This is a genomic window from Pseudomonas sp. ArH3a (assembly GCF_022648765.1).
In the GTDB taxonomy this organism is placed as follows: Bacteria; Pseudomonadota; Gammaproteobacteria; order Pseudomonadales; family Pseudomonadaceae; genus Aquipseudomonas.
In genome coordinates, this window is record NZ_CP080330.1 from 1,368,646 (window position 1) to 1,389,204 (window position 20,559).

General features: G+C 59.0%; 16 protein-coding genes and 1 pseudogene. 4 read left to right on the plus strand and 13 right to left on the minus strand.

Annotated features, from left to right (window positions below):
• Nucleotides 1–24 precede the first annotated feature (24 nt).
• The gene (locus K0P33_RS06200; protein WP_094953688.1) at nucleotides 25–1,389 is read left to right on the plus strand and encodes a DUF1329 domain-containing protein; all 1,365 of its coding nucleotides are present in this window, start codon (nucleotides 25–27) and stop codon (nucleotides 1,387–1,389) included.
• A 285-nt stretch (nucleotides 1,390–1,674) separates the two neighbouring features.
• Entirely contained in the window at nucleotides 1,675–4,404 is a 2,730-nt protein-coding gene (locus K0P33_RS06205) for a LuxR C-terminal-related transcriptional regulator (protein WP_242154491.1), read from the plus strand.
• 1,175 nt (nucleotides 4,405–5,579) lie between these two features.
• On the opposite strand, the gene K0P33_RS06210 is transcribed toward K0P33_RS06205, so the two are convergent.
• From K0P33_RS06210 to K0P33_RS06225, 4 genes are read right to left on the minus strand one after another with little or no spacing between them, the layout of a single operon-like run.
• The gene (locus K0P33_RS06210; RefSeq protein WP_242154493.1) at nucleotides 5,580–6,140 is read right to left on the minus strand and encodes a PqiC family protein; all 561 of its coding nucleotides are present in this window, start codon (nucleotides 6,138–6,140) and stop codon (nucleotides 5,580–5,582) included.
• 14 nt (nucleotides 6,141–6,154) lie between these two features.
• On the minus strand, nucleotides 6,155–7,816 hold the full coding sequence (locus K0P33_RS06215) for an MlaD family protein (RefSeq protein ID WP_242154495.1): 1,662 nt from the start codon (nucleotides 7,814–7,816) through the stop codon (nucleotides 6,155–6,157).
• A complete protein-coding gene (locus K0P33_RS06220) occupies nucleotides 7,797–8,441 on the minus strand; it encodes a paraquat-inducible protein A (protein WP_094953764.1) in 645 nt (214 codons plus the stop codon). Before K0P33_RS06220 ends, K0P33_RS06215 begins: the two co-directional genes overlap by 20 nt.
• The gene (locus K0P33_RS06225) at nucleotides 8,438–9,028 is read right to left on the minus strand and encodes a paraquat-inducible protein A (RefSeq protein WP_242154497.1); all 591 of its coding nucleotides are present in this window, start codon (nucleotides 9,026–9,028) and stop codon (nucleotides 8,438–8,440) included. Before K0P33_RS06225 ends, K0P33_RS06220 begins: the two co-directional genes overlap by 4 nt.
• Before the next feature lie 172 nt (nucleotides 9,029–9,200).
• On the opposite strand from K0P33_RS06225, the pseudogene K0P33_RS06230 reads away from it, so the two are divergent.
• Nucleotides 9,201–9,417 (plus strand): annotated as a pseudogene (locus tag K0P33_RS06230) (MBL fold metallo-hydrolase); the annotation flags it as partial.
• A 49-nt stretch (nucleotides 9,418–9,466) separates the two neighbouring features.
• Here K0P33_RS06230 and K0P33_RS06235 read toward each other — a convergent pair.
• The 5 genes from K0P33_RS06235 to K0P33_RS06255 form a co-directional block, all read right to left on the minus strand.
• Nucleotides 9,467–11,506: a S9 family peptidase gene (locus K0P33_RS06235; RefSeq protein ID WP_242154500.1), complete on the minus strand. Its 2,040-nt coding sequence runs from the start codon at nucleotides 11,504–11,506 to the stop codon at nucleotides 9,467–9,469.
• Nucleotides 11,503–11,757 (minus strand): hypothetical protein, encoded by a 255-nt coding sequence (locus tag K0P33_RS06240; protein WP_242154502.1) that lies wholly within the window; start codon nucleotides 11,755–11,757, stop codon nucleotides 11,503–11,505. The genes K0P33_RS06235 and K0P33_RS06240 overlap by 4 nt, the downstream gene beginning before the upstream one ends.
• A 606-nt stretch (nucleotides 11,758–12,363) precedes the next feature.
• Nucleotides 12,364–13,278, minus strand: coding sequence for a LysR substrate-binding domain-containing protein (locus K0P33_RS06245; RefSeq protein WP_242155999.1), 915 nt, complete (start codon nucleotides 13,276–13,278; stop codon nucleotides 12,364–12,366).
• A gap of 62 nt (nucleotides 13,279–13,340) precedes the next feature.
• On the minus strand, nucleotides 13,341–14,657 hold the full coding sequence (locus tag K0P33_RS06250; protein WP_242154504.1) for an FAD-binding oxidoreductase: 1,317 nt from the start codon (nucleotides 14,655–14,657) through the stop codon (nucleotides 13,341–13,343).
• Entirely contained in the window at nucleotides 14,632–15,030 is a 399-nt protein-coding gene (locus tag K0P33_RS06255) for a hypothetical protein (RefSeq protein WP_242154506.1), read from the minus strand. Before K0P33_RS06255 ends, K0P33_RS06250 begins: the two co-directional genes overlap by 26 nt.
• 1,104 nt (nucleotides 15,031–16,134) lie before the next feature.
• On the opposite strand from K0P33_RS06255, the gene K0P33_RS06260 reads away from it, so the two are divergent.
• Nucleotides 16,135–16,911, plus strand: a complete 777-nt coding sequence (locus K0P33_RS06260; protein WP_242154508.1) for an OmpA family protein — start codon at nucleotides 16,135–16,137, stop codon at nucleotides 16,909–16,911.
• Between the two features lie 68 nt (nucleotides 16,912–16,979).
• Here K0P33_RS06260 and K0P33_RS06265 read toward each other — a convergent pair whose 3' ends face one another.
• The 4 genes from K0P33_RS06265 to K0P33_RS06280 all read right to left on the minus strand — a co-directional run bounded on the left by K0P33_RS06265 (nucleotide 16,980) and on the right by K0P33_RS06280 (nucleotide 20,426).
• Nucleotides 16,980–17,561 (minus strand): BON domain-containing protein, encoded by a 582-nt coding sequence (locus K0P33_RS06265; RefSeq protein WP_094951281.1) that lies wholly within the window; start codon nucleotides 17,559–17,561, stop codon nucleotides 16,980–16,982.
• Nucleotides 17,558–18,151, minus strand: coding sequence for a phosphoheptose isomerase (locus tag K0P33_RS06270; RefSeq protein ID WP_003216190.1), 594 nt, complete (start codon nucleotides 18,149–18,151; stop codon nucleotides 17,558–17,560). The genes K0P33_RS06265 and K0P33_RS06270 overlap by 4 nt, the downstream gene beginning before the upstream one ends.
• Before the next feature lie 92 nt (nucleotides 18,152–18,243).
• A complete protein-coding gene (locus tag K0P33_RS06275) occupies nucleotides 18,244–18,615 on the minus strand; it encodes a YraN family protein (protein ID WP_094951282.1) in 372 nt (123 codons plus the stop codon).
• Nucleotides 18,615–20,426: a penicillin-binding protein activator gene (locus K0P33_RS06280; RefSeq protein ID WP_242154510.1), complete on the minus strand. Its 1,812-nt coding sequence runs from the start codon at nucleotides 20,424–20,426 to the stop codon at nucleotides 18,615–18,617. Before K0P33_RS06280 ends, K0P33_RS06275 begins: the two co-directional genes overlap by 1 nt.
• Nucleotides 20,427–20,559: the final 133 nt, after the last annotated feature.

Below are 20,559 nucleotides of genomic sequence, written 5' to 3' on the forward strand. Positions count from 1 at the left end.
TCTGTTTTCAGGAAGAACCAGAACATGAAAATAACTAAAAGTCTGTTGCACGTGGGTGTGCTTGGGCTGTCGATCCTGGCGGGTAGCGTCATGGCGGCAGTCTCGGCGGATGAAGCCGCCAAGCTGGGCACGAGCCTGACCCCGATGGGCGCTGAAATGGCCGGTAACGCAGCCGGCACCATCCCGAAATGGTCGCCACTGCCCACCAATGCCGGTGCCGTGGATGCCCGGGGTTTCCTGGCCAACCCGTATGCCAGCGAACAACCGCAGTTCACCATCACCGCGCAGAACGTCGAGCAGTACAAAGACAAGCTGGCGCCGGGGCAGTACGCGATGTTCAAGCGTTACCCGGACACCTTCAAGATGCCGGTCTACCCGACCCATCGCGGCGCCACGGTGCCGGCTGATGTGTTCGCCGCCATCAAGAAGAACGCCACCAACACCAACCTGGTGTCCGGCGGTAACGGCCTGGAAAACTTCGAAACCGCGATTCCGTTCCCGATCCCGAAAAGCGGCGTGGAAGTCATCTGGAACCACATCACCCGCTATCGCGGCGGCAGCGTGACCCGTCTGGTCACCCAAGCCACCCCGCAAACCAACGGCTCGTACAGCCTGGTGTACTTCCGCGACCAGTTCGTGTTCCGCGACAAAATGAAGGACTACGACCCGAAAAACCCGGGCAACGTGCTGTTCTACTTCAAGCAGCAAGTGACCGCGCCGGCACGTCTGGCCGGTGGTGTGCTGCTGGTGCACGAAACCCTGGACCAGGTGAAAGAGCCGCGTTCGGCGTGGGTCTACAACGCCGGCCAGCGCCGTGTGCGTCGGGCGCCGCAAGTGTCCTATGACGGGCCGGGTACTGCGGCCGACGGCCTGCGTACGTCCGACAACCTCGACATGTACAACGGTGCACCGGACCGCTACGACTGGAAGCTGGAAGGCAAGAAAGAAATCTACATCGCCTCCAACAGTTACAAGATCGACGATCCAAAGCTCAAGTACGCCGACATCATCAAGGCCGGCCACATCAACCAGGACTTGGCTCGCTACGAGCTGCGCCGCGTCTGGCACGTGGTCGCCACCCTGAAGGAAGGCCAGCGCCACATCTACGCCAAGCGTGACTTCTTCATCGACGAAGACACCTGGCAAGCGGCGGTGATCGACCACTACGACGGCCGTGGCCAATTGTGGCGCGTTGCTGAAGCGCATGCCGAGAACTACTACGACAAGCAAGTGCCGTGGTACGCCATCGAAACCCTCTACGACCTGCAGTCCGGCCGCTACCTGGCCCTGGGCATGAAGAACGAAGAGAAACAGGCGTATGACTTCGGCTTCACCGCCAGCACCAGCGACTTCACCCCAGCGGCCTTGCGCCAGGATGGTGTTCGCTAAGCAGCACTCGCTCGACAATGTGGGAGCTGGCTTGTGTAAAGCTGGCTTGTGTGGGAGTCGGGCTTGCCCGCGATGCAGGCGCCTCGGTGTATCAGTTACACCGAGTTGATGCTATCGCAGGCAAGCCAGCTCCCACACAAGCCAGCCTTGTGCAAGGCAGCTCCCACATTTTTTGTCGCAGTTCTTTTTCAGTCAAATGTTGCAAAGATCTACAAACCCGCCGCTTTTACCGCTAGTCTGCGGACATCTGCAATGCCGACAACAGCCTTCTACAAGAGCCCGGCGATGACTGATCTGTCCCGAATCCAAGGGCCTGCAAGCGCGGTAATTCCGACCCTGGAAGCGCGCTTCTACAGGCCACCTTTGCCTGACGGCTATGTGCTGCGCCCGCGCCTGTGCGAACGGCTGAGTGCGGGGCTTGCGGGGCGATTGTTATTGGTCAGTGCCCCGGCCGGGTTCGGCAAGAGTTCGTTGGCGGTGGAGTTCTGCCAGAGCTTGCCGGCGCATTGGCAAAGCCTGTGGCTGGGTCTGAGCCCACGGGACAACGACCCGGGCCGTTTCCTCGAGCGCCTGCTCGACGGTTTGCAACAGTACTTCCCGCAACTCGGTGCCCAATCCTTGGGCCTGCTGAAAATGCGCCAGCGTCACCAACCCTTTGCCTTTGAAGAATGGCTCGACGGCCTGCTCGATGAGCTGACGTTGCACCTGTCCACGCGCGCGCCATTATTGCTGGTGCTGGATGACTACCATCTGGCCCAGGGCCCGGTGCTGGATCGCTGCCTGCAGTTTTTCCTCAATCACTTGCCCGATGGGCTGGTGGTCATGGTCACCAGCCGCCAGCGCCCCGACTGGCACTTGGCACGGCTGCGGCTGTCGCGGCACCTGCTGGAGCTGCACGAACAAGACCTGCGCCTGACCCATGACGAATCGCTGGCCGTGCTGGATCGTCACAGCAGCTCGTTGCGCGGCGAGGCCCTGGACAACTTGATCCGGCGCAGTGAAGGTTGGGTGGCCGGCCTGCGTTTCTGGTTGTTGGCCATCGCCGAAGCCGGCAATGAAAGCGCGCTGCCGCAAAGCCTGCACGGTGGCGAAGGGCTGATTCGTGATTACCTGCTCGAAGAAGTCATCGACTGCCTGCCGGTTGAGGTTCAAGCCTTCCTGTACGACACCGCGCCTCAGGATCGTTTTTGCAGCGAATTGTGCGACGCCGTGCGCGAAGCCCACGACAGCGCTGAGATCCTGTGCTACTTGCAGGCCCACCAAGTGTTTCTGGTGCCGCTGGACGAACAAGGCCACTGGTACCGTTATCACCACCTGTTTTCCGATTTGCTGCGCACCCGCCGAGCGAGCAATGCCACCTTGCCGATTGCCAGCCTGCACCTGCGGGCTTGCCGCTGGTTCAACGCCCAGGGCTTGATCGACGAAGCGGTGGAGCAGGCGTTGCGCGCCGGTCACCTCGATGTGGCCGCCAACTTGGTGCAGAACCTGTCGGAGGAGCAACTGCTCGCCGAGCAGAATGTCGGCATGCTGCTGCGCTGGAAGATGGACTTGCCCGACAGCCTGCTGATCAGCACGCCGCGCTTGATCGTGCTGTACAGCTGGGCCTTGGGGCTGGCCTGCCAGTTGGATGCGGCCGAAGAGTTGTCCGGCTACCTCAGCCGCTTCCTGCCGGCGCCGTCGGCCACCGCGCAAAAGTCGATGCTGGCCCAATGGCTGGCGCTGAGCGGGATCATCGCCCGTGGGCGTGGCGACCGCGAGCTGACCCAGCGTTATTGCAGCGAGGCCTTGGAAAGCCTGCCGCACAAACGCTACGGCCAGCGCCTGATGTGCCTGTCGACCCTGTCCAACCTGGCCATCGTCGATGCCGACCTGTGGCGCGCCCGTGGTTTGAATCGCGAATCCTTGGAGCTGGCGCAACGCGTCGGCAACCCGTTATTTGAAGCCCTGGCCCATTACGACCGCGCGCGAGTGTTGCAGGCGCGCGGCGAAATCCTACGTTCCCTGGACGAAGTGCGCCAAGGCCTGCAACGCCTGCACGGCCTTGCGCCTCAGCGGCTCTACGCCGTGCGCGCGCGGTTGTCGCTCTACGAAGGCTACTTGCTGCTGGTGCGCTATCAGCCCGAAGCCGGCCTGGCGCGTTTGCGTGCCGGTTTGAGCGAGGCCCGCGCCTGTCGGGATATCAGCGTGTTGATCGGGCACTGCGTGATCGCCAGCTTTGAAGGGCGGCGCGGTGATTTCCCCAAAGCCTTCGCCGAACTCGCCGAAGCCGAGCGCTTGATGCATATCTGGGACGTGCCGCCGATCTACTACCTGGCGATGATCACGCTGATCAAATGCGAATTGTGGCTGGCCCAAGGCCGTACCGACCTTGCCGACGCCTGGCTGACCCGCCTGGGGCAGACCTACAACGGCGAGCACGCCGCTGCCGCGCCTGAGTTTCATCCACATTTGCCGCAACACATCGGGCTGCAACAGGCGGCGTTGGATGCGATTCGTCATCAACCGGCGGCGGCCCTGCAACGCCTCGAAGAGCTGGCGCAGCAGGCGCACAACAGCGGGCGCCAGATGATTGCCTTGATGGCCCTGACCCAACAGGCGCATTTACTGCTGGAGTGTGGGCAGGAAGCCAAGGCGCGGCCGATCGTGGCCCTGGCGCTTGAGGCGGGCGCCGGCGGCGCACTGCAACCGTTCCAGCGCCTGCTGGAAGGCTACCCGGACTGGATGCGCGAACAACTGCGCAAAGACCCGCACGGTTTGTTGAGCCAGAGCCTGTTGGCGCTGCTGCCGGTGGTGGCTGCTGTCGAGACCTCGCCCACTCACGAAACCCTCAGCACCCGCGAGTTGGCGGTGCTGCAACTGATCGCCCAAGGCTGCTCAAACCAGGAGATCAGCAATCAGTTGTTCATCTCCCTGCACACGGTGAAAACCCACGCCAGCCACATCAACAGCAAGCTGGGCGTGGAGCGCCGCACCCAGGCGGTGGCGCGGGCCAAGTCGATGGGCTTGCTGGTCTGATAGCCGATCTGCTTTCCTGTGGGCGCTGGCTTGCCTGCGATGGCATCAACGCTGTGTGCCTGATGTCTCCAGTCGTCCGTATCGCAGCATAGGTATCTACACATCTTTTTATGGGTTGAATTCTTTGGTTGTCGCGGGAGCGCGGGGTACATATCCGTTGCTGCGGTAACGGCTGATATTGGTTCCGCCCTTACGGCGGGTCACTTTTGAAAGAGCCCAAAAGTAACCAAAAGGCTCTTGCCCCACCACTCGGCACCTCGCCTAGGCTCGGTGTGCCCTCACTCCGGCTTTGGACCGTGGGCCGCCGCCATGGGCCATCCTTGGCCCATCGCGGCTAAACCGGCGTCCTGCCGGTTTACCCCCGCTCCAAAGCCTGCGTTCGGCCAGCGTGGTTTAACGGGGCGCCTAAGATCAAAAGCAGATCAAGATCAAAAGCAAGAGCACGGCGGCCTAGTAGCCGACCTGAGTGGTTAAATCAAAAGCAAAACCGAGGCGGCCTGACAGCCGACCTGATATTTGAAACTGAACTCAATCTAATGTGGGAGCTGGCTTGCCTGCGATGGCATCGGCTGGTTATGCCTGACACACCGAGGTGCTTGCATCGCAGGCAAGCCAGCTCCCACAGAAAAGCAGAGCACTGCAGTGCTGACAGCCGAACCCGCTCCCACATTGGGATCTCATTACATCAGCTAGATAGGGTGGTGCTCTGCTTCTGCTCTGCTTCTGCCTTGCTTTTGCTTCTACCACTCAGGTCGGCTACTAGGCCGCCGTGCTCTTGCTTTTGATCTTGATCTGAGGCGCCCCGTTAACCACGATGGCCGAACGCAGGCTTGAATCCGTGGGTAACCCGGCAGGACGCCGGGTTAGCCGCGATGGGCCAAGGATGGCCCATGGCGGCGGCCCACGGATTCAAGCCGGAGTGAGGGCATGCCGAGCCTAGGCGAGGCACCGAGTGGTGGGGCAAGAGCCCTTTTGGTTACTTTTGGGGCTCTTTTCCAAAAGTGACCCGCCGTAAGGGCGGAACCCTAAGCAGCCGTTACCGCAGCAACGGATATGTACTCATATCTACCTAAAAACTCCGTCAAAAGCTCAGCGCAACACAAAAATTTGCGTAGATACCCATGCGTATCGCAGGCAAGCCAGCTCTCACATGTTTACCGCGTATTACTTAAGGTTTACGGCGCCGTAGGGCACGCTTGCAGGGACTTGTCGACCGTTTGGCTGATCAGCGCAGCGAAGCGTTTGACGTTGTTCTGGTGCGCAACCACCACGTCGTCGATGCTCGGGCCTGCGGGTGACTGCAAGGTGGTGCGGCAGCTCAGGGCAGGGCGATCACCGCCGCCGGTCGGCCTTAGCCGCCACCTCACGTCGAACAACGCGTACTGCCCGGGCACCGAGTCGAAGCGCTGCACTTCAACGCGCAACGACATGGCTTGCCGGGCGTTGCTGTTGGCCAGTTGATCCACCAGCGCACTTTTGAGCTCATCCGCCAGGCTGGCGGCCCACCATTGGGTTTCAAGAATCGCCACGCCGCTGTCGCCTTGGCGAATCACGATCTGCGGCCGGTCGACCTGCGGCGGCACGCTGATGCTTTCGATGCGGATACCGGCGGCTTCGGCGCGCGTGCTGTTGTTCCAGTGCGCCGGGGTCAGGGTGTGGAACGCAATCGGCTCACTGCTGCAGGCCGTCAGTAACAGCAAGGCGGTGACCCAAGTGATTTTCAACGGAAACGTCATGGCTGCTCCAATGCTCATTTGCGGGGTGGGCCTTGCAGGCCGGTCGGCGCGGCGTTGTCGGGGCGCCCGCGAATCAGCGATTCGGGGTGCCGGCCGAGGTAATCCGACAGCTCGCGCAAGGAGCGCGACATGCGGCCCAGTTCATCCAGGGTTTGGGTCAGTTGTTCGCGTTGCGGCGAGTCTTCGGCCAGGGTTGAGTTGGCTGATTGCAAGGTTTTGCTCACGTCAGACAGCGTGTTCTGCACACTCGGCAGGGTCTTGGCATTGAACTGGGTCAGGCCCTTGCGCAGCTCGACCAGGTTACTGTCGAGGTTACCGGCAATGCGCTCGATGGGCAGTTGGTTGATCTTGTTGACGATGCCTTCGAGTTTTTCCTGCAGTTGCTCCAGGTTGCCAGGGATTGTCGGGATGTTGATCGGGCGCAGGCTCGAGTCAAACGCGACTTTCTCGGCTTTCGGGAAGAAATCCAGGGCGATGTACAACTGACCGGTCAGCAGGCTGCCGCTGCGAGCCTGGGCGCGCAGGCCATTTTCGATGAACGTGCCGATCAAGCGCACGCCGCCGGCCTCATCGTTGGGGTCATGGTTGGTGGCCTGGAGCAGCTTGGTATTGGCCTCCCCGAGCAATTGTGGATAAATCACGATGCCGACGTTGATCGGAAAGCTGCGTTTCTTAGCGTCGTAATCCAGGTTGATCGACACCACTTTGCCAAATTCAACGCCGAGGAACTCAACCGGCGCGCCGACTTTAAGGCCACGTAATGCCTGATCAAAGCGCAAGGCCATGTATTGCCCTTTGCCGTTGGGAGGGGCGAGGGCGCTTTGCTGGTCGTCGAATAGCTCATAGGCATGGTCTTCGTCGGCGGGTTTGTCATTGGGGCTGTAGGGCGGCGCTTGGAACGCGATGCCGCCGGCCAGCATCGACGACAAGGATTCGGTTTTCAGCGCGAAACCATTGGCGCCGACGCTCAGGTCAATGCCGCTGGCATTCCAGAACCGCGTGTTTTCGGTGACATACACATCGTTGGGCGCATGCACGAACACCTCGATATTCACCCCTTTGCCTTCGGCATCCAGCTCATAGGCCACGACCTGGCCCACGGGGATTTTGCGGTAATACACCGGCGAGCCGATATCCAGCGACCCCAGGCCTTGGGTGTGCAGGGTGAAGCGTTTGCCCGGCTCGCCGTAGGTGATGGGGGGCGGGTTTTCCAGGCCCTTGAACTGTTTGGCGCGGGTATCGGACTGGCCGATGTCGGCACCGATGTAGTCGCCGGACAGCAAGGTATCGATGCCGGACACGCCACCGGCGCCGATGCGCGGGCGCACCACCCAGAACTTCGAGTCTTCGCGGGTGAAGCTTTCCGCCTGCTTGGCCAGCTTGATGGTGGCGTTGACGCTTTTCTGGTCATCGCTCAAGGCAACGTCGGACACCTGGCCGATCACCACGTTGCGGTATTTGACCTCGGTTTTGTTGGCGACCAGGCCGCTGCCGGTCTTGAAGTTGAGGGTGATGGTCGGGCCTTGTTGCAGGACGTTGTGAACCACCAGCGAGATGCCCACCAGCACCGCGACAATCGGCACGATCCACACCAGCGAAACGCTGAAGCGCCGCGTCTTGATCGCGGGCGTGCCAGCAGATGTGCTTGTATGCGTGTCAGTGTTGTGTGGCGTCATCCAAGCGCTCCTCGTTGTGTGGGTTTTCCCAGATCAACCGGGGGTCGAAACTCATGGCCGCCAGCATCGTAAACACCACCACCAGGCCAAAAAACAAAATACCCAGGCGCGGCTCGATGGTGCCCAGCGCCTGGAACTGGACGAGTGCGGCCACCAGCGCAACCACGATCACATCGAGCATCGACCAGTAGCCGATGAGCTCGACAAACCGGAACAGCTTCGAGCGCTCCTTGCGCGCCCACAGGCTGTTGCGCTGCACGGTGATCAGCAGCAGGGCCAGCGACACGAACTTGATGCCCGGCACCGCAATACTGGCGATGAAAATGATCAGGGCAATGTCCCAGGCGCCATGCTGCCAGAACTCCAGCACGCCGCTCATGATAGTGCTGTCTGCGCCAGAGCCGAGCATCGTTGTTTTCATCACCGGCAGTAAGTTCGCCGGCACATAAAACGCCAGGGCCGTGAGCAGGTAGGCCCAGGTGCGGGTCAGCGAGTGCTCTTTGCGCCAGTGCAGGGCCGCGCCGCAGCGGTCGCATTCGGTGGGCGCGGCGCTCATGTCGCAGGGCTGGCCGCAGGTGTGGCACAGGCACAGGTTGAGCTCGCGGGCGGTCGGCGGTGAGTTCATAAGGTGTCCCACAGGTCGCGCACATCCCGCCCGGCGATGCGGATCAGCAACAGGCTGAGGGCCGCTAACGCAAACAGGCCGGTGCCGGGTATCACGTCGAGCATGCCTGCCAGCTTGAACACCGCCACCATGGCGCCGAGCAGGCAGACTTCAAGCATGCTCCACGGCCTCAGCGCTTCCAGCCAGCGCATGCACAGCTTGAACGCCGGTGAGCGCCTGCCGGACAGGGCGAAACTCAAGACCCAGATCAGCAACAGCAGCTGGAACACCGGCGCGATGATGATGGAAATTGCTGCCACCAACGCAATAAAAGTGATCGGCCCCAGGCTCAACGCAACCACTGAATCCCAAAGGGTCGCGCTGTTTTTCAAACCTTGCAGGCTGATGCTCATCACTGGGTAGAAGTTAGCAAACGTCCACAGGACGGCGGCGGTGACGCTCAGGGCGAGGCGCTGTTGCACCGACAGGCCGTTGTAGCGCTGCAATACGCCTTCGCAGCGTGTGCACAGGGCTTTTTGATGCTTGGCGAGCGTAACTTTTTCGTACACGCAGTCGCAGTGTTCGCAGATGACCCTTTGATTCGCCATATGTCTTGCTCCAAACGCGATGCGCTGCGGTCTTGGACAGTGCTACTGATTCAATGGCGCTTGAACAGCTTAGCAGTTGAGATGCCGCAGGTTTGATCCCTTCCGGAGCGGGGCGGGGGTAAGGTCAACCATACTGCGCCTGGAATGTGCCATAGCGCTTGCAGAAACGCCCATGAATATCGAAAAAGGCGCGCTGATCCGTGAAACCTTTCCCGTCGGGCCGTTGCAGTGCAACTGCACGATCATGGGTGACCCGGTTACCAAAAAAAGCCATTGTGGTTGACCCGGGCGGTCATCATGAGCTGATCCTGGCGCGCCTTAATGCGTTGGGGTTGAAGGTGGTGAGTATTATCCATACTCACGCGCACCTTGAGCACCTCCTGGCGTCGGGGCAGTTGAAACAGAGGGCGGGCGCCCGGTGACCACTCGGCGATAGCGTCAGCAGTCCGGGCAGGGCATGTAGTGATCGAACCAGTCGACGATGCGCCGTGCGGCATCGGCGGCGTTGCTCGGATTGCGCAGCCGATGCCCTTCGTCGGCGTAGATCATCAACGTCGTGGGGACGCCTTTGTCGCGTAGAGCCTTCCAGAATTCGCGGGACTGGACCGGCGGCGTCTCGATATCCCGCTCGCCGACATAGATGAACGTGGGCGTCGTGACGGTGTTGACGAAGTTGAGTGGCGATGCCGCTTCATAGGCCTTGCGGTTGTCATGGGGGGTGCCGCCGAAATAGGGCAGCAACCATTTGTCGATCCCGTTCTGCCCGTAATAACTGACCCAGTTGGCGATGCTGGCGCCCGCTGCCGCCGCCTTGAAACGTTGGGTTTGCGTCACGGCCCACATAGACATGAAACCTCCGTAGCTGAAGCCCGTGATTCCGATCCGGTCGGGATCGATCGATATCGTCTTTTCGACCTTGTCCACGCCCGACAGAATGTCGCGTAGGTCGCCGCCGCCCAGATCGAGCAGATTGGCCTGTCGGAACGCTTCGCCCCGGCCGGCGCTGCCACGGAAATTGGGAAAGAACAGCGCATAGCCACGCTCAATCAGGCCGCGACGCCAGCCTTCCCAGATGAATTCTGGTCCGCCGTAGTCCGACGGCCCGCCATGGACGACGACGACGAGCGGCCTGCGTTTGTGCTGGGTGGACGCCAGAGGCGTCACCAGCCAGCCTTGGACGTCGTAGCCGTCGCTCGACCAGGTGATGCTTTGTCCGCTGGCAATACCTGCCATCGCGCGGTTGGCATCCGACACGACCGTGGGATGCGGTATATCGCCCGCGATCAGCTCGGGCGCACGATCATAGCCCTCGTAAATGCCCGCGATGCTTTTGCCGTCCTGCGACAGAACGATCCGGTTGTGACCGCCATTGGCTGAGACGGCGGAGGTGGCGTCGGACCAGAGCGTCTTCAACCGGCCATCTGCAGGATCGAGTTTGACAACGATCACGCTGTTCTTGCGAACGCCCGCTGCAACCAGCTGCCGCCCCTGCCACTGGACTGCATTAAACGTCGCGTCGGCACCTGCCGTGACGTTGCGCGCCGGTCCGCCGGCGATAGGGACGGTGTAGATGTCGCCGCCGCCCTGATTATAGTCCGACATCAGACCGCTGATGAACGCGACTTGCGTACCGTCCGGCGAGACGCGGGCACCCATGAGCTGCCGCTGCGGGGCCACGACCAACCGTCCCGCGCTTTCAGTATTCGCGCAGAATGCGAGCAGTTCGGCATGATACCAGTCGTTGTCGCCATCGCCCGCGACCGCGATGCCGACCAAGCCTGCACCGTCGGGCGCCCAGTCGAAATCGAATACGAACAGCTCGGGCGTGCTGGCGAACCGGATCGCGCCTGTTGCTTCATCGACGATCGCGAGCCGCTGGCGATCTTCGTTCGCTCCCTGCTCACCGATCGTGCGCGCGCCCGGCTGGGTCGGGCCGGTTTCCTTGCGCGGCGCAATCGTGACGAGCAGGCCGAGCGCCGATCCCGATGGCGACCAGCGCGGCGTCGAGGCATTGCCATCGATGCTCGCCAGCGTGCGCTGCTGGCCGGCGGTATCGACGATCACGTCCGTGCGCCCGTCGGGACGTCGCATCAGGTAGGTGACCGCACCGTTGCTGGCCACCGCGACCCCCGAAAAGGTGCAATGGTCGCAGGTCGCAACCTGCCGGACCGGCGCCAGCCGCGCTTCGCCGAGCCGACGCAGGACGACGGCATTGTGCGTCGCTTGGACGCCGGTCGCGGCTACGTCGCCCTCGATACTGGCGACAAGCCTGCCTTCGGGATCGAGCGCGATCTGGTCGAAGCAGTGCAGGTTTTGCGCGGTTACTACGATGTCCGAGTTGGAGTCAGCGGCCGCGTCGCGACTCATTGCAATGCTGCCATTGGGTACGGCGCTGCCATTCGTTGCCGCCTGAGCAAACGCCGGAAACGCCACACCAGCTGCCAATGCGGGGTCAACCAAATTCACTGGCTTCTTCATTTCAAGCCCCCCCAAAAACAATCACGACCGACTGCATAAAAAATAGTCAACGCAACACCGGTAAGAAAACCGACAGAAGTATCGCTCAAATTAAACGCGTGCTTGATGGGTTCTATTAACGTGGAAAGCACAAAACGGTCGGCCATATTTATGATGTATACGATGGTCAATAGGAAAAGTGTGATCCACGCGCCAGCAACACGGAGAATACCGGGATGTTCGGCGCTTGATGAAGCGGGTATGTCAGTCACGGTGTGTATCGACATCATAACCTCCGATGCGGGCAGACCCAGTTAGGCAACCAGCGTTGACGGGGAAAGAAGGCTCGGGCTTTGGTACTCAGATGTTTGAGCACCCAATGGGCTAGGTCGATAGCGGGGGAGAACTTTCCATGGGGGTTACCTTAACTGAATTATTGTTATGTCGAAGGGGCGCGGGTGGACACCTGCTGCCAGGGCAACGTTACCCACAATTAGCTCAAGGTGGAAACGCAAAGGCGTTCTGGTTTGCATGCAAAATTTGCAGGCAACGGAAAACGGTCATCAGGTTCAGTATGAAGTCCTTGGGCCTTACTGACATGACTGTCCTCTCTGTCAACAGAAACTGCCGCATGAATTCGAAAAAAGCCTTGAGGGCTATTTCGACGAAACATTCGAGGCTGATACTAGCGCTCTATCGCGTTTCGGGGTATTTACAGTTCGGTAGCAGATGGCCTTTTAGTTCAGGACTCAAACAGTCCTAGCGACGGATTGTTCTCACTTAGATAAAGAGAAGCTTAATCTTGAGTTGCAAGCCATGAATGCAGTCATTATTCCTGTAATAGATTCATCTCTCTATGTGGTTAATCAGCTCAGTGCTCAAGCGTCTGCTTCAGAAAAAAACGCATCGATATCCTCCCTCGTTTTTTGAGCGTAAGCGACGAGCCAATTTCTGAACACTTCGTGAGCCGATGACTTTTGGAGTAACGGTGCGTGGATCAAATATTCTTTGTGGCCCGTCCTCACAAAAACGTCGATGGGCCGGATCAGACGTCCGGCTCGGAATTCCTGTAGCGGCGCAACATATGACCACATTAACGTGATGCCCTGACCTGCTTGAGCTGCCCGTGATGCCAAGTCGTAGTTGGATACCATTAATGAGTATCTCGCCTCTCCGATCGGCATACCCATTTGACGAAACCAATCAGACCATCCCCTGACAGTTCGTAAATGCTTGATCTCAAAATCAATCAGTGTCTCGCTCATTAAATCAGCCGCAGCTGCGATAGTACGGGGGGGCAGATAGAGCGGTGAACAGGCCGGGAAGATTAATTCGTCGAACAGTTCTGTTCCCTCAAAGCCGTACGATGGCAATTGATCATAAATAATGGCGAAATCTGTCTCACCATTGAGAAGTCCTGAGTAACCATGCTCGTCAGCGGCGATGACACGCACGCGCATTTCTGGGTAGGCAGCTTTGAATTCCGCAATGCCAGGCAGTAGCCAGAAACTCGCGATAGCGGTACTGGCAGAAATGGTAATGGTAGGGCTCAGGATAGAATGGATAGCGTCTATACTTCGCCTTAATTCATCAATGCTACGCCCCACCCCCTCCAGTAAAATTTGCCCTGCTTTGGTAAGTTCGAGAACCTTGTGACGTCGCAGGAACAGAGGCACGCCTATTCTGTCCTCCAGTTGCTTCACTTGACGACTGACAGCGCTTTGAGAAAGGTTCAGCTCTACCCCCGCCTTGGTAAAACTGAGATAAGTGGCGGCAGCCGCAAAGGCTTCCATGGTCTGCAAGGGAGGCAATCGCTTTCGATGGCTGTTCAAATTGGCACGCGCCTCTGGGTTCGTCAGTATTCTTTTCGCCCTTTCCAACACTCCTTGGCGAGGTAGGCTTTTACACCCAAATCCAATAATGGCCGGGGAGGCAAGCGTGTAGGCTCCCCCAAAGCGTACATGTCGTCAATCAACGGGTTTTCAATGCCACACGCCAGATCCGCGAGTGTTACCCCAGAAACAGTTTGCTTTGAGATTCCCACGCCATTACAGCCCGCCGCCGCATAAGTATTGGACCTTACCCGCCCCCAACGCGGGGATCCATTTCGTGTAATGCTAAAAAAACCCATCCAGAAATGTTCCATTTGAACATTGCTCAACTCCGGAAAACGCGAAAGAAAAACGTCCCGATGCTGCCCGCGAACGTGAATTCTTGATTGTTCGGTGACGCTCATTGATGGGGTGTAATCGAATTGCTGTCGAATAAGAAGACGATGATCCTGCGTAAAGCGCATTGTTGCCCCGCTAATAGCATTAGCAGGTGTGACGCCCCATTCTTCGATGTTGCCCAGTCGCAACCTTTGTTCTTCACTTAAAGGGTGCGTCAGGCTTGCATATGAAGCCACTGTAAATAATTGCCGTTCGAAGCCGGGTAATTGGCCGATACTTCCGTTATTCGCAAGAATGAGTTTCCGAGCCCGCACCTCTCCGAACGCTGTTTTGGCATGCACTTTCCCCTCGAAATCCAGCCACGTAACAGGGCTGTTTTCATACAACACAACGTTATTGGGTAAGGTGTCCGCCAAGCCTCGGGTCAAGGCAGCAGGATTTAAAAGAATGCATCCCGGCGTGTAGATGCCCGAACGGAAAAAGGACGTCCCAAGCCTTTCGCGCAACTGATCGCGATCGAACCATACGTAAGGTTCTTTGAGCCTCTCCAATTCTTCAGCATGGTGTTTGAGCAGAGAGTCAACGAGTTTAGCGGATGCAGCACAGTGATATTTACCGCGTTGACTCCAGCTACAGTCAATGGAATGCGTATCAACGACCTCTTTGAGGTGAGCGATGCCGGCGTTCATTAAACGCTTGTAGTTGACGGCTTTTTCAAGCTCGGCGGTTGAGCTCCCGACATTGTGCGGCACGTCGATCGCGAAACCCGAGTTACGCCCTGAGGCATTGTCGCCGGCAACACCCGCTTCCAAGATGATAATACGATCATTAGGACAGTTTTGCGCAAGACGACGTGCCGTCGCCAACCCGGCAAAACCTGCGCCGATGACCAGCCAGTCGGCATTGATCGCTTCTTTTAGAGCAGGAGCAGGCGTTCGGGGATGCAGAATTGCCGACCAGCCATTAGTACAGTCGTCATTCGGGCGAAGTTTGATCTGCATATATTTTTCGCTCTGCTAAGTTTAACTGGGCGGGTGGAGTAATGACGAAAAATGCTTTGGCACACTCACCAAAATAGCGTACCCGTGTCCACTTCGATATTCTCAACGTGTCGCCCGGTCCACCTACAAACCGTTGACCGTCCTCAAGTTCAAAACCAAAGCAACCTTCAAGCACTAAAATAATTTCATCGTAATCCAAGGTCTTGAAAGGAGACTCATCGCCATCCCAGTTGGTAAAACCCGCGCACAGTGGCGACACGCCGTTATCCGGTATACTCCAGCCCAACGTGACGTGTGCGCTACCGGACAAGGGTCTAGATAAATAGGCGATGTCAGCATGCGGAATATGCAAAGGCAAGATAGGTTTAATCATGTTCTAAGCTCCATGTTTAGATAGTACGCTGCTGCCCAGTAGTGATAGGCAGCCCAGGATCCAGTAAATGCGCAGCCTAAAAGGACGAATCGTAGCGAACTTTCGGGTTCACTAATTAGGTGGGCAGGGCGTCTGAGAGAAATCCTATTAATTGTGGAACTCTCGCAAGCTTCGCAAAACGGGCAACAAAAAGTAGAATCGCAACTCCTTTCGCGCTCATGGGCCCAGGGAATAAGTTTTGTACCAAGCCAGTAGTAGGGCCGATATAGTTGGCGTGGAAAGAATGCTCGGGCTTTGGTACTCAGATGTTTGAGCACCCAATGGGCTAGGTGGATAGCGGGGGAAACTTTCCATGGGGCTTACCTCAACTGAATTATTGTTATGTCGAATGGACGCGGGCGGACACCTGCTGCCAGGGAAACGTTACCCATAATTAGCTGAAGGTGGAAACGTAAAGGCGTTCTGGTTTGCATGCGAAATTTGCATGCAACGGAAAATGCTCATCAGGTTCAGTGAGCATGGAAGGACATCCCCGCATCACGATCTTAAGAAGCAAAGTCTTTTGACTCTGTCTTAGACGATCTGCCTGACGTTACTCAACAAAGATGGCTGCACCTAAGTGTCTTGCTCCGGACGTGGGAGGAAGAACAAAGATGATATCTCCCGCCCGCACTGCCATGTGGTTGAATGGGTCATCCTGATTGTTATCGAATTGTTCCATTCGAGGTCATCTGGTTATGCCTGATACACCGAGGTGTCTGCATCGCAGGCCAGCCAGCACCCACATTTGACCGAGTACAGCCTAAAGAGCAGTACACCCTTTACCGGATGTACTGAGCTTCGAATCGGGCTCTTTTCCAAAAGTGACCCGCCGTAAGGGCTCAGCCCATATCCGCCATCACGTAAATACACCCCGCTTGCGAAAACACAGCCCGCGTTCAGCCTACGTCTGCTACGTTTTCCAAAGCAGCAAACGTGGCCGGCCTTTTGTCGCTGCTCTGGAAACCGCCACGGAATTTTTACCGTTTGTCGCGTTCAAAACTCGGCACAGGCCCATTGCCAATGTCCTCTGCACCACAGAATGAAAAAGTAGGAGCTCCCTTCATGTTTACTCCGCGTCGTCTTCTTGTTGTTGCTACCGCTGTAGCCCTGTTGTCCGGCTGCGCCTCACCCAATCCTTATGACGGCAGCCAGGGGCAGGCTAATAACGGTTCGCAAGGCGGTATCAGCAAAACCGCCAAGTACGGCGGCCTGGGTGCCCTCGCCGGTGCATTAGCCGGTGCAGCCATCGACCATAACAACCGCGGCAAGGGCGCGCTGATAGGGGGTGCCATCGCCGGCCTCGGTGCTGCCGGCTACGGCTACTACGCTGACCAGCAGGAAAAGAAACTGCGTGAAAGCATGGCCAACACTGGGGTTGAAGTGCAGCGCCAAGGCGACCAGATCAAGCTGATCATGCCGGGCAACATCACGTTTGCTACTAACTCGGCGGATATTGCCGGCAGTTTCTACACCCCGCTGAACAACCTGGCCAACTCGCTCAAGCAGTTCAACCAGAACACTATCCAGATCGTCGGCTACACCGACAGCACTGGCAGCCGCCAGCTGAACATGGACCTGTCCCAGCGCCGTGCGCAGAGCGTGGCCAACTACCTGACGTCCCAAGGCGTTAGCCCGACCAACCTGAGCGCACGCGGTGCCGGCCCGGATAACCCGATTGCCAGCAACGCCGACGTGAATGGCCGCGCCCAGAACCGTCGCGTCGAGGTTAACCTCGGCCCGATCCCAGGCCAGCAGTACGGCCAGCCTGGCCAGCAGCAGCAGCAGGCGCCTGCGCAGAACAACCAGTTCCAAGGCAACCCGTACCAGCAGTACCAATAAACGCAGGCCACTAAAAAGGGCGCCGTGCAGTCAATGCACGGCGCCCTTTTTTGTGGCTGTCGTTTACATCAATCGATGTATTCGAACACTTTCACGATCTTCTGCACGCCTGACACGCCCTGTACCAAGTTGGACGCCCGAGTGGCTTCCGCCTGGGTCAGCAGGCCCATCATATAGACGATGCCGTTGTCGGTGACGATCTTGATGCGCGAGCCCGGAATGGCGTTGTCGGTGAGCATCTGTGCCTTGATCTTGGTGGTCAGCAAGGCATCGTTGCTGATCGCCAGCAGCGTGATCGGGTCCATGACTTGCAGTTCGTTGTGGACCTTCTTCACCCGTTGCACGGTCGAGGCTGCTTGTTCAGCCTGGGCCTTGAGGTCGGCACGCGGGGTTTGGCCAGCGAGCAGCACCACGCCGTTGAAGCTGGTCACGACGATGCGCGATGCGCCGTTGCCCAGGTCTGTAGCAGCCTTGGCGACGTTGACTTCTACCTTGGTTTCGATCAGCGAGTCATCAATCTTGCTGCCGAAAGTGCGTGTGCCCCGGTCATCCTGAATGGGTGTGTCGCGTGTCGCGGTGATTGCCGTGCTGCAGCCGCTAATGGCGAGGCACAGCGTAATGGCCAAAAGGCTGAGGCGGTTAACGGTCATTCTTCACTCCCGAACAGTTGGCTGTCGATCAGATCGCACAGGCAGTGGATCGCCAGCAGGTGGACTTCCTGAATGCGTGCGGTGACATTGGCCGGGACGCGAATCTCCACGTCTTCCGGCAACAGCAGCGAGGCCATGCCGCCGCCATCGCGTCCGGTCAATGCTACGACAATCATTTCGCGATCATGTGCGGCCTGGATCGCTTGAATAATATTGGCCGAGTTGCCGCTGGTGGAAATCGCCAGCAACACGTCACCCGGTTGGCCCAGGGCGCGGATCTGCTTGGAGAAAATTTCGTTGTAGCTGTAGTCGTTGGCGATCGAGGTAATCGTCGACGTGTCGGTGGTCAAGGCGATGGCCGGCAGGCTCGGGCGCTCGCGCTCGAAGCGGTTGAGCAGCTCGGAGGAGAAATGCTGGGCATCACCGGCCGAACCGCCGTTGCCGCACGAAAGCATTTTGCCCTCGTTGAGCAAGGCATTGACCATGACCTGACTGGCTTGCTCGATGTGCGGTGCAAGTACGTCCATCGCCTGTTGCTTGGTGTCGATGCTGGCCTGGAAAAGCTGGCGAATTCGGGATTGCATGTCCATCTGTGTGACCTTAAGTAGCGCGGCTGTTTGGCACAGGTGTGTGCAGCCCGCAAAGCAAAGAGCAAAAGTGTGTGGTGAAAATGTCCGGTGAATCAGCTGTCGAAGGCATCTTTCAGCCAGTTCAGATCAGCGTGGCCAGACGGTGTGCTTTCTATGGCAACCACATCGAAACGGCAGGGGGAGTCAGCCCAGCGATGCTCTTTTTGCAGGAAAAACTGCGCGGCGAGTATCAGCTTCTGACGCTTGCGCCCGTCGATACTGGCGAGCGCGCCACCCCATTGTGCGTGTTTTCTGTAGCGGACTTCGACGAATACTACTGTATCGCCGTCAAGCATGACCAGATCAAGCTCACCGCGTTTACACAACCAGTTCTGCGCCAGGAGGCGCAGGCCCTGTTGTTGCAGATACTGGAGAGCTTGAAGTTCGGCATCCTTGCCGCTTTGTGCACTGGACCGCTCGGGCATCAGCGCGGGGTGTCCGGCAGGCGTTGAATGTCGCCGCCGACGAACTTCGCCCACGGCATCTGGCGGTCAACGCGCTGGTAGCCGCCGATGCCCAGGCTGCCTGAGAGGCCGTCAACGCGCGTATCCGGCAGCGCCTTGAGTTGGCCCAGGCGAGGTGCCAGGCGGTAGGCGTCGGCGCCCATCGCGTACAAACGGCCGAGGCTGCCATTGGCCTGTGGCCATTGTGCGGCAACCTGGTTGCGCAGCGGGTCAGTGGTGTTGAGCAACCAAGGGGTTTCACAGAACATGACGTTGGTCATGTCCAGGTACTGGTTCTTGTCGCCGCTGGCACTGAACACGTGGGACGTCGCATACACAGGCACGTCACCGGCGTATTGGAAGTTCAGGGTCGGCTTGATCTGCTGGGCCAGTTGCGGCGTCACAGCCAGGAAGATGAACTCGATGTCCTGGCGGCGCGATGGTTGGGCCGCTACGTCGGTGCCAACAGTGTTTTGCAGGCTCTTGGCGCGGCCTTCGCTTTTACGCAGTTGGAACAGCTCGGCAATCTGCTGGGCGAGGGCCACTGGCTGGTCGACGTACTCGACGCCGACGACGGTGCCGCCATTGGCTTCCCAGTCCTGGCGGAAGGCCTTGTAGACACGCTCGCCCCATTCGCCTTTGGGCACCATGGCGGCGGCGCGGTGAAGGCCGTCGGCGCGGGCGCGACGCGAGACTTCACGGGCTTCGTCTTCAGCGGCCAGGCCGAACTGGAACAGTTGCGGCGGGTTTTCATTCAGTTCGCTGTAATTCAGCCCCAGGGTTGTGATCGGCAATTGCCCACGCGAGGCGAGTTGTCTGACCAGCGGTTTTTCCAGCGGGCCGACCACCAGTTGCACGCCAGCGGCCTGGGCCTTGGCATAGAAGTCGTCAATGGAGGACATGCGCGAGCTGTCATAGAACTCGATGACCGGCGGCTTCTGCCCGGCTAGTTCGGCCTGGTAGTGAGCGGCCATGAAGCCCTCGCGCAGCGCCTTGGCGACACCTGCCAGCGGACCTTCTTGCGGCAGCAGCAAAGCGATCTTGTTCAGCGGTTGGCTGGCCAGTTCCTTGAGCTTGGTCAGCGGGGTTGGCAGATTGACGGCCGCTGGATGCCCTGGGTTCTGCGCGCGCCAGGTATCGATGGCGGCTTGTTGTTGCTCCAGGGTTCCGGCGCCCTTGACCGCCTTGGCCAAGCTGATCCAGCCGTCGAGCGTCGGGTTGCCACTGGCTTGCAGTTGTTCAGCCGGCAGCGCCGCAATCAGCGACCAGATGGCGTCGTGGTTGCTGGCCGCGGCGTCGCCCGTCAGCAGCGGGGCCATGGCGACACGCTCACGCGCGGCAGCCAGGGTCTGGCCATCGGCTTCATAGGCGCGGGCATGCACGGTGCCCGTACGGATCTGCTGGTCGGTCGGCAGCTCCTTCAGGCTTTGCAGGCTGGGATGGTTCAGCGCCGTCAACGCAGCCTTGGGCTGGTTGCGAGTCATCGCCAGTTCGGCAGCCAGCGTACTGGCAAATACTTGCGCGGCAGGCTTCAGGACATCCAGGGGCACTTGCGCAAGAATCTGCGACGAACGGCCTGGGTTGTTCTGGTGGTAGGCCAGGTCTGCCGCACTCAGACGCAACATCGCGGCCTTTTCTGGCGTATTGGCGGAGGTCGCCTGTTCGAGCAGTTGCTCGATACTGGCATCCGGGGTCCGGGGGAGTTCGCCAAGGCTGGACGAGGGCGAGCTGGCGCAAGCGGCCAATAAGGCAGCGAGGCAGAGGGCGGAGAGCAGCCGCAGGCAAGCGATCATGTAAGTGTTCCTGATACCGATCAAGTTAGCGTGGAATTGTACCCAAGCACTGGCCCAGGCGCGATGTTACTGGCGTGAAACCGTCAATTTAGGTCGTACAAATGTTGCCGGCAGGTATAGACGGCCGACCTCG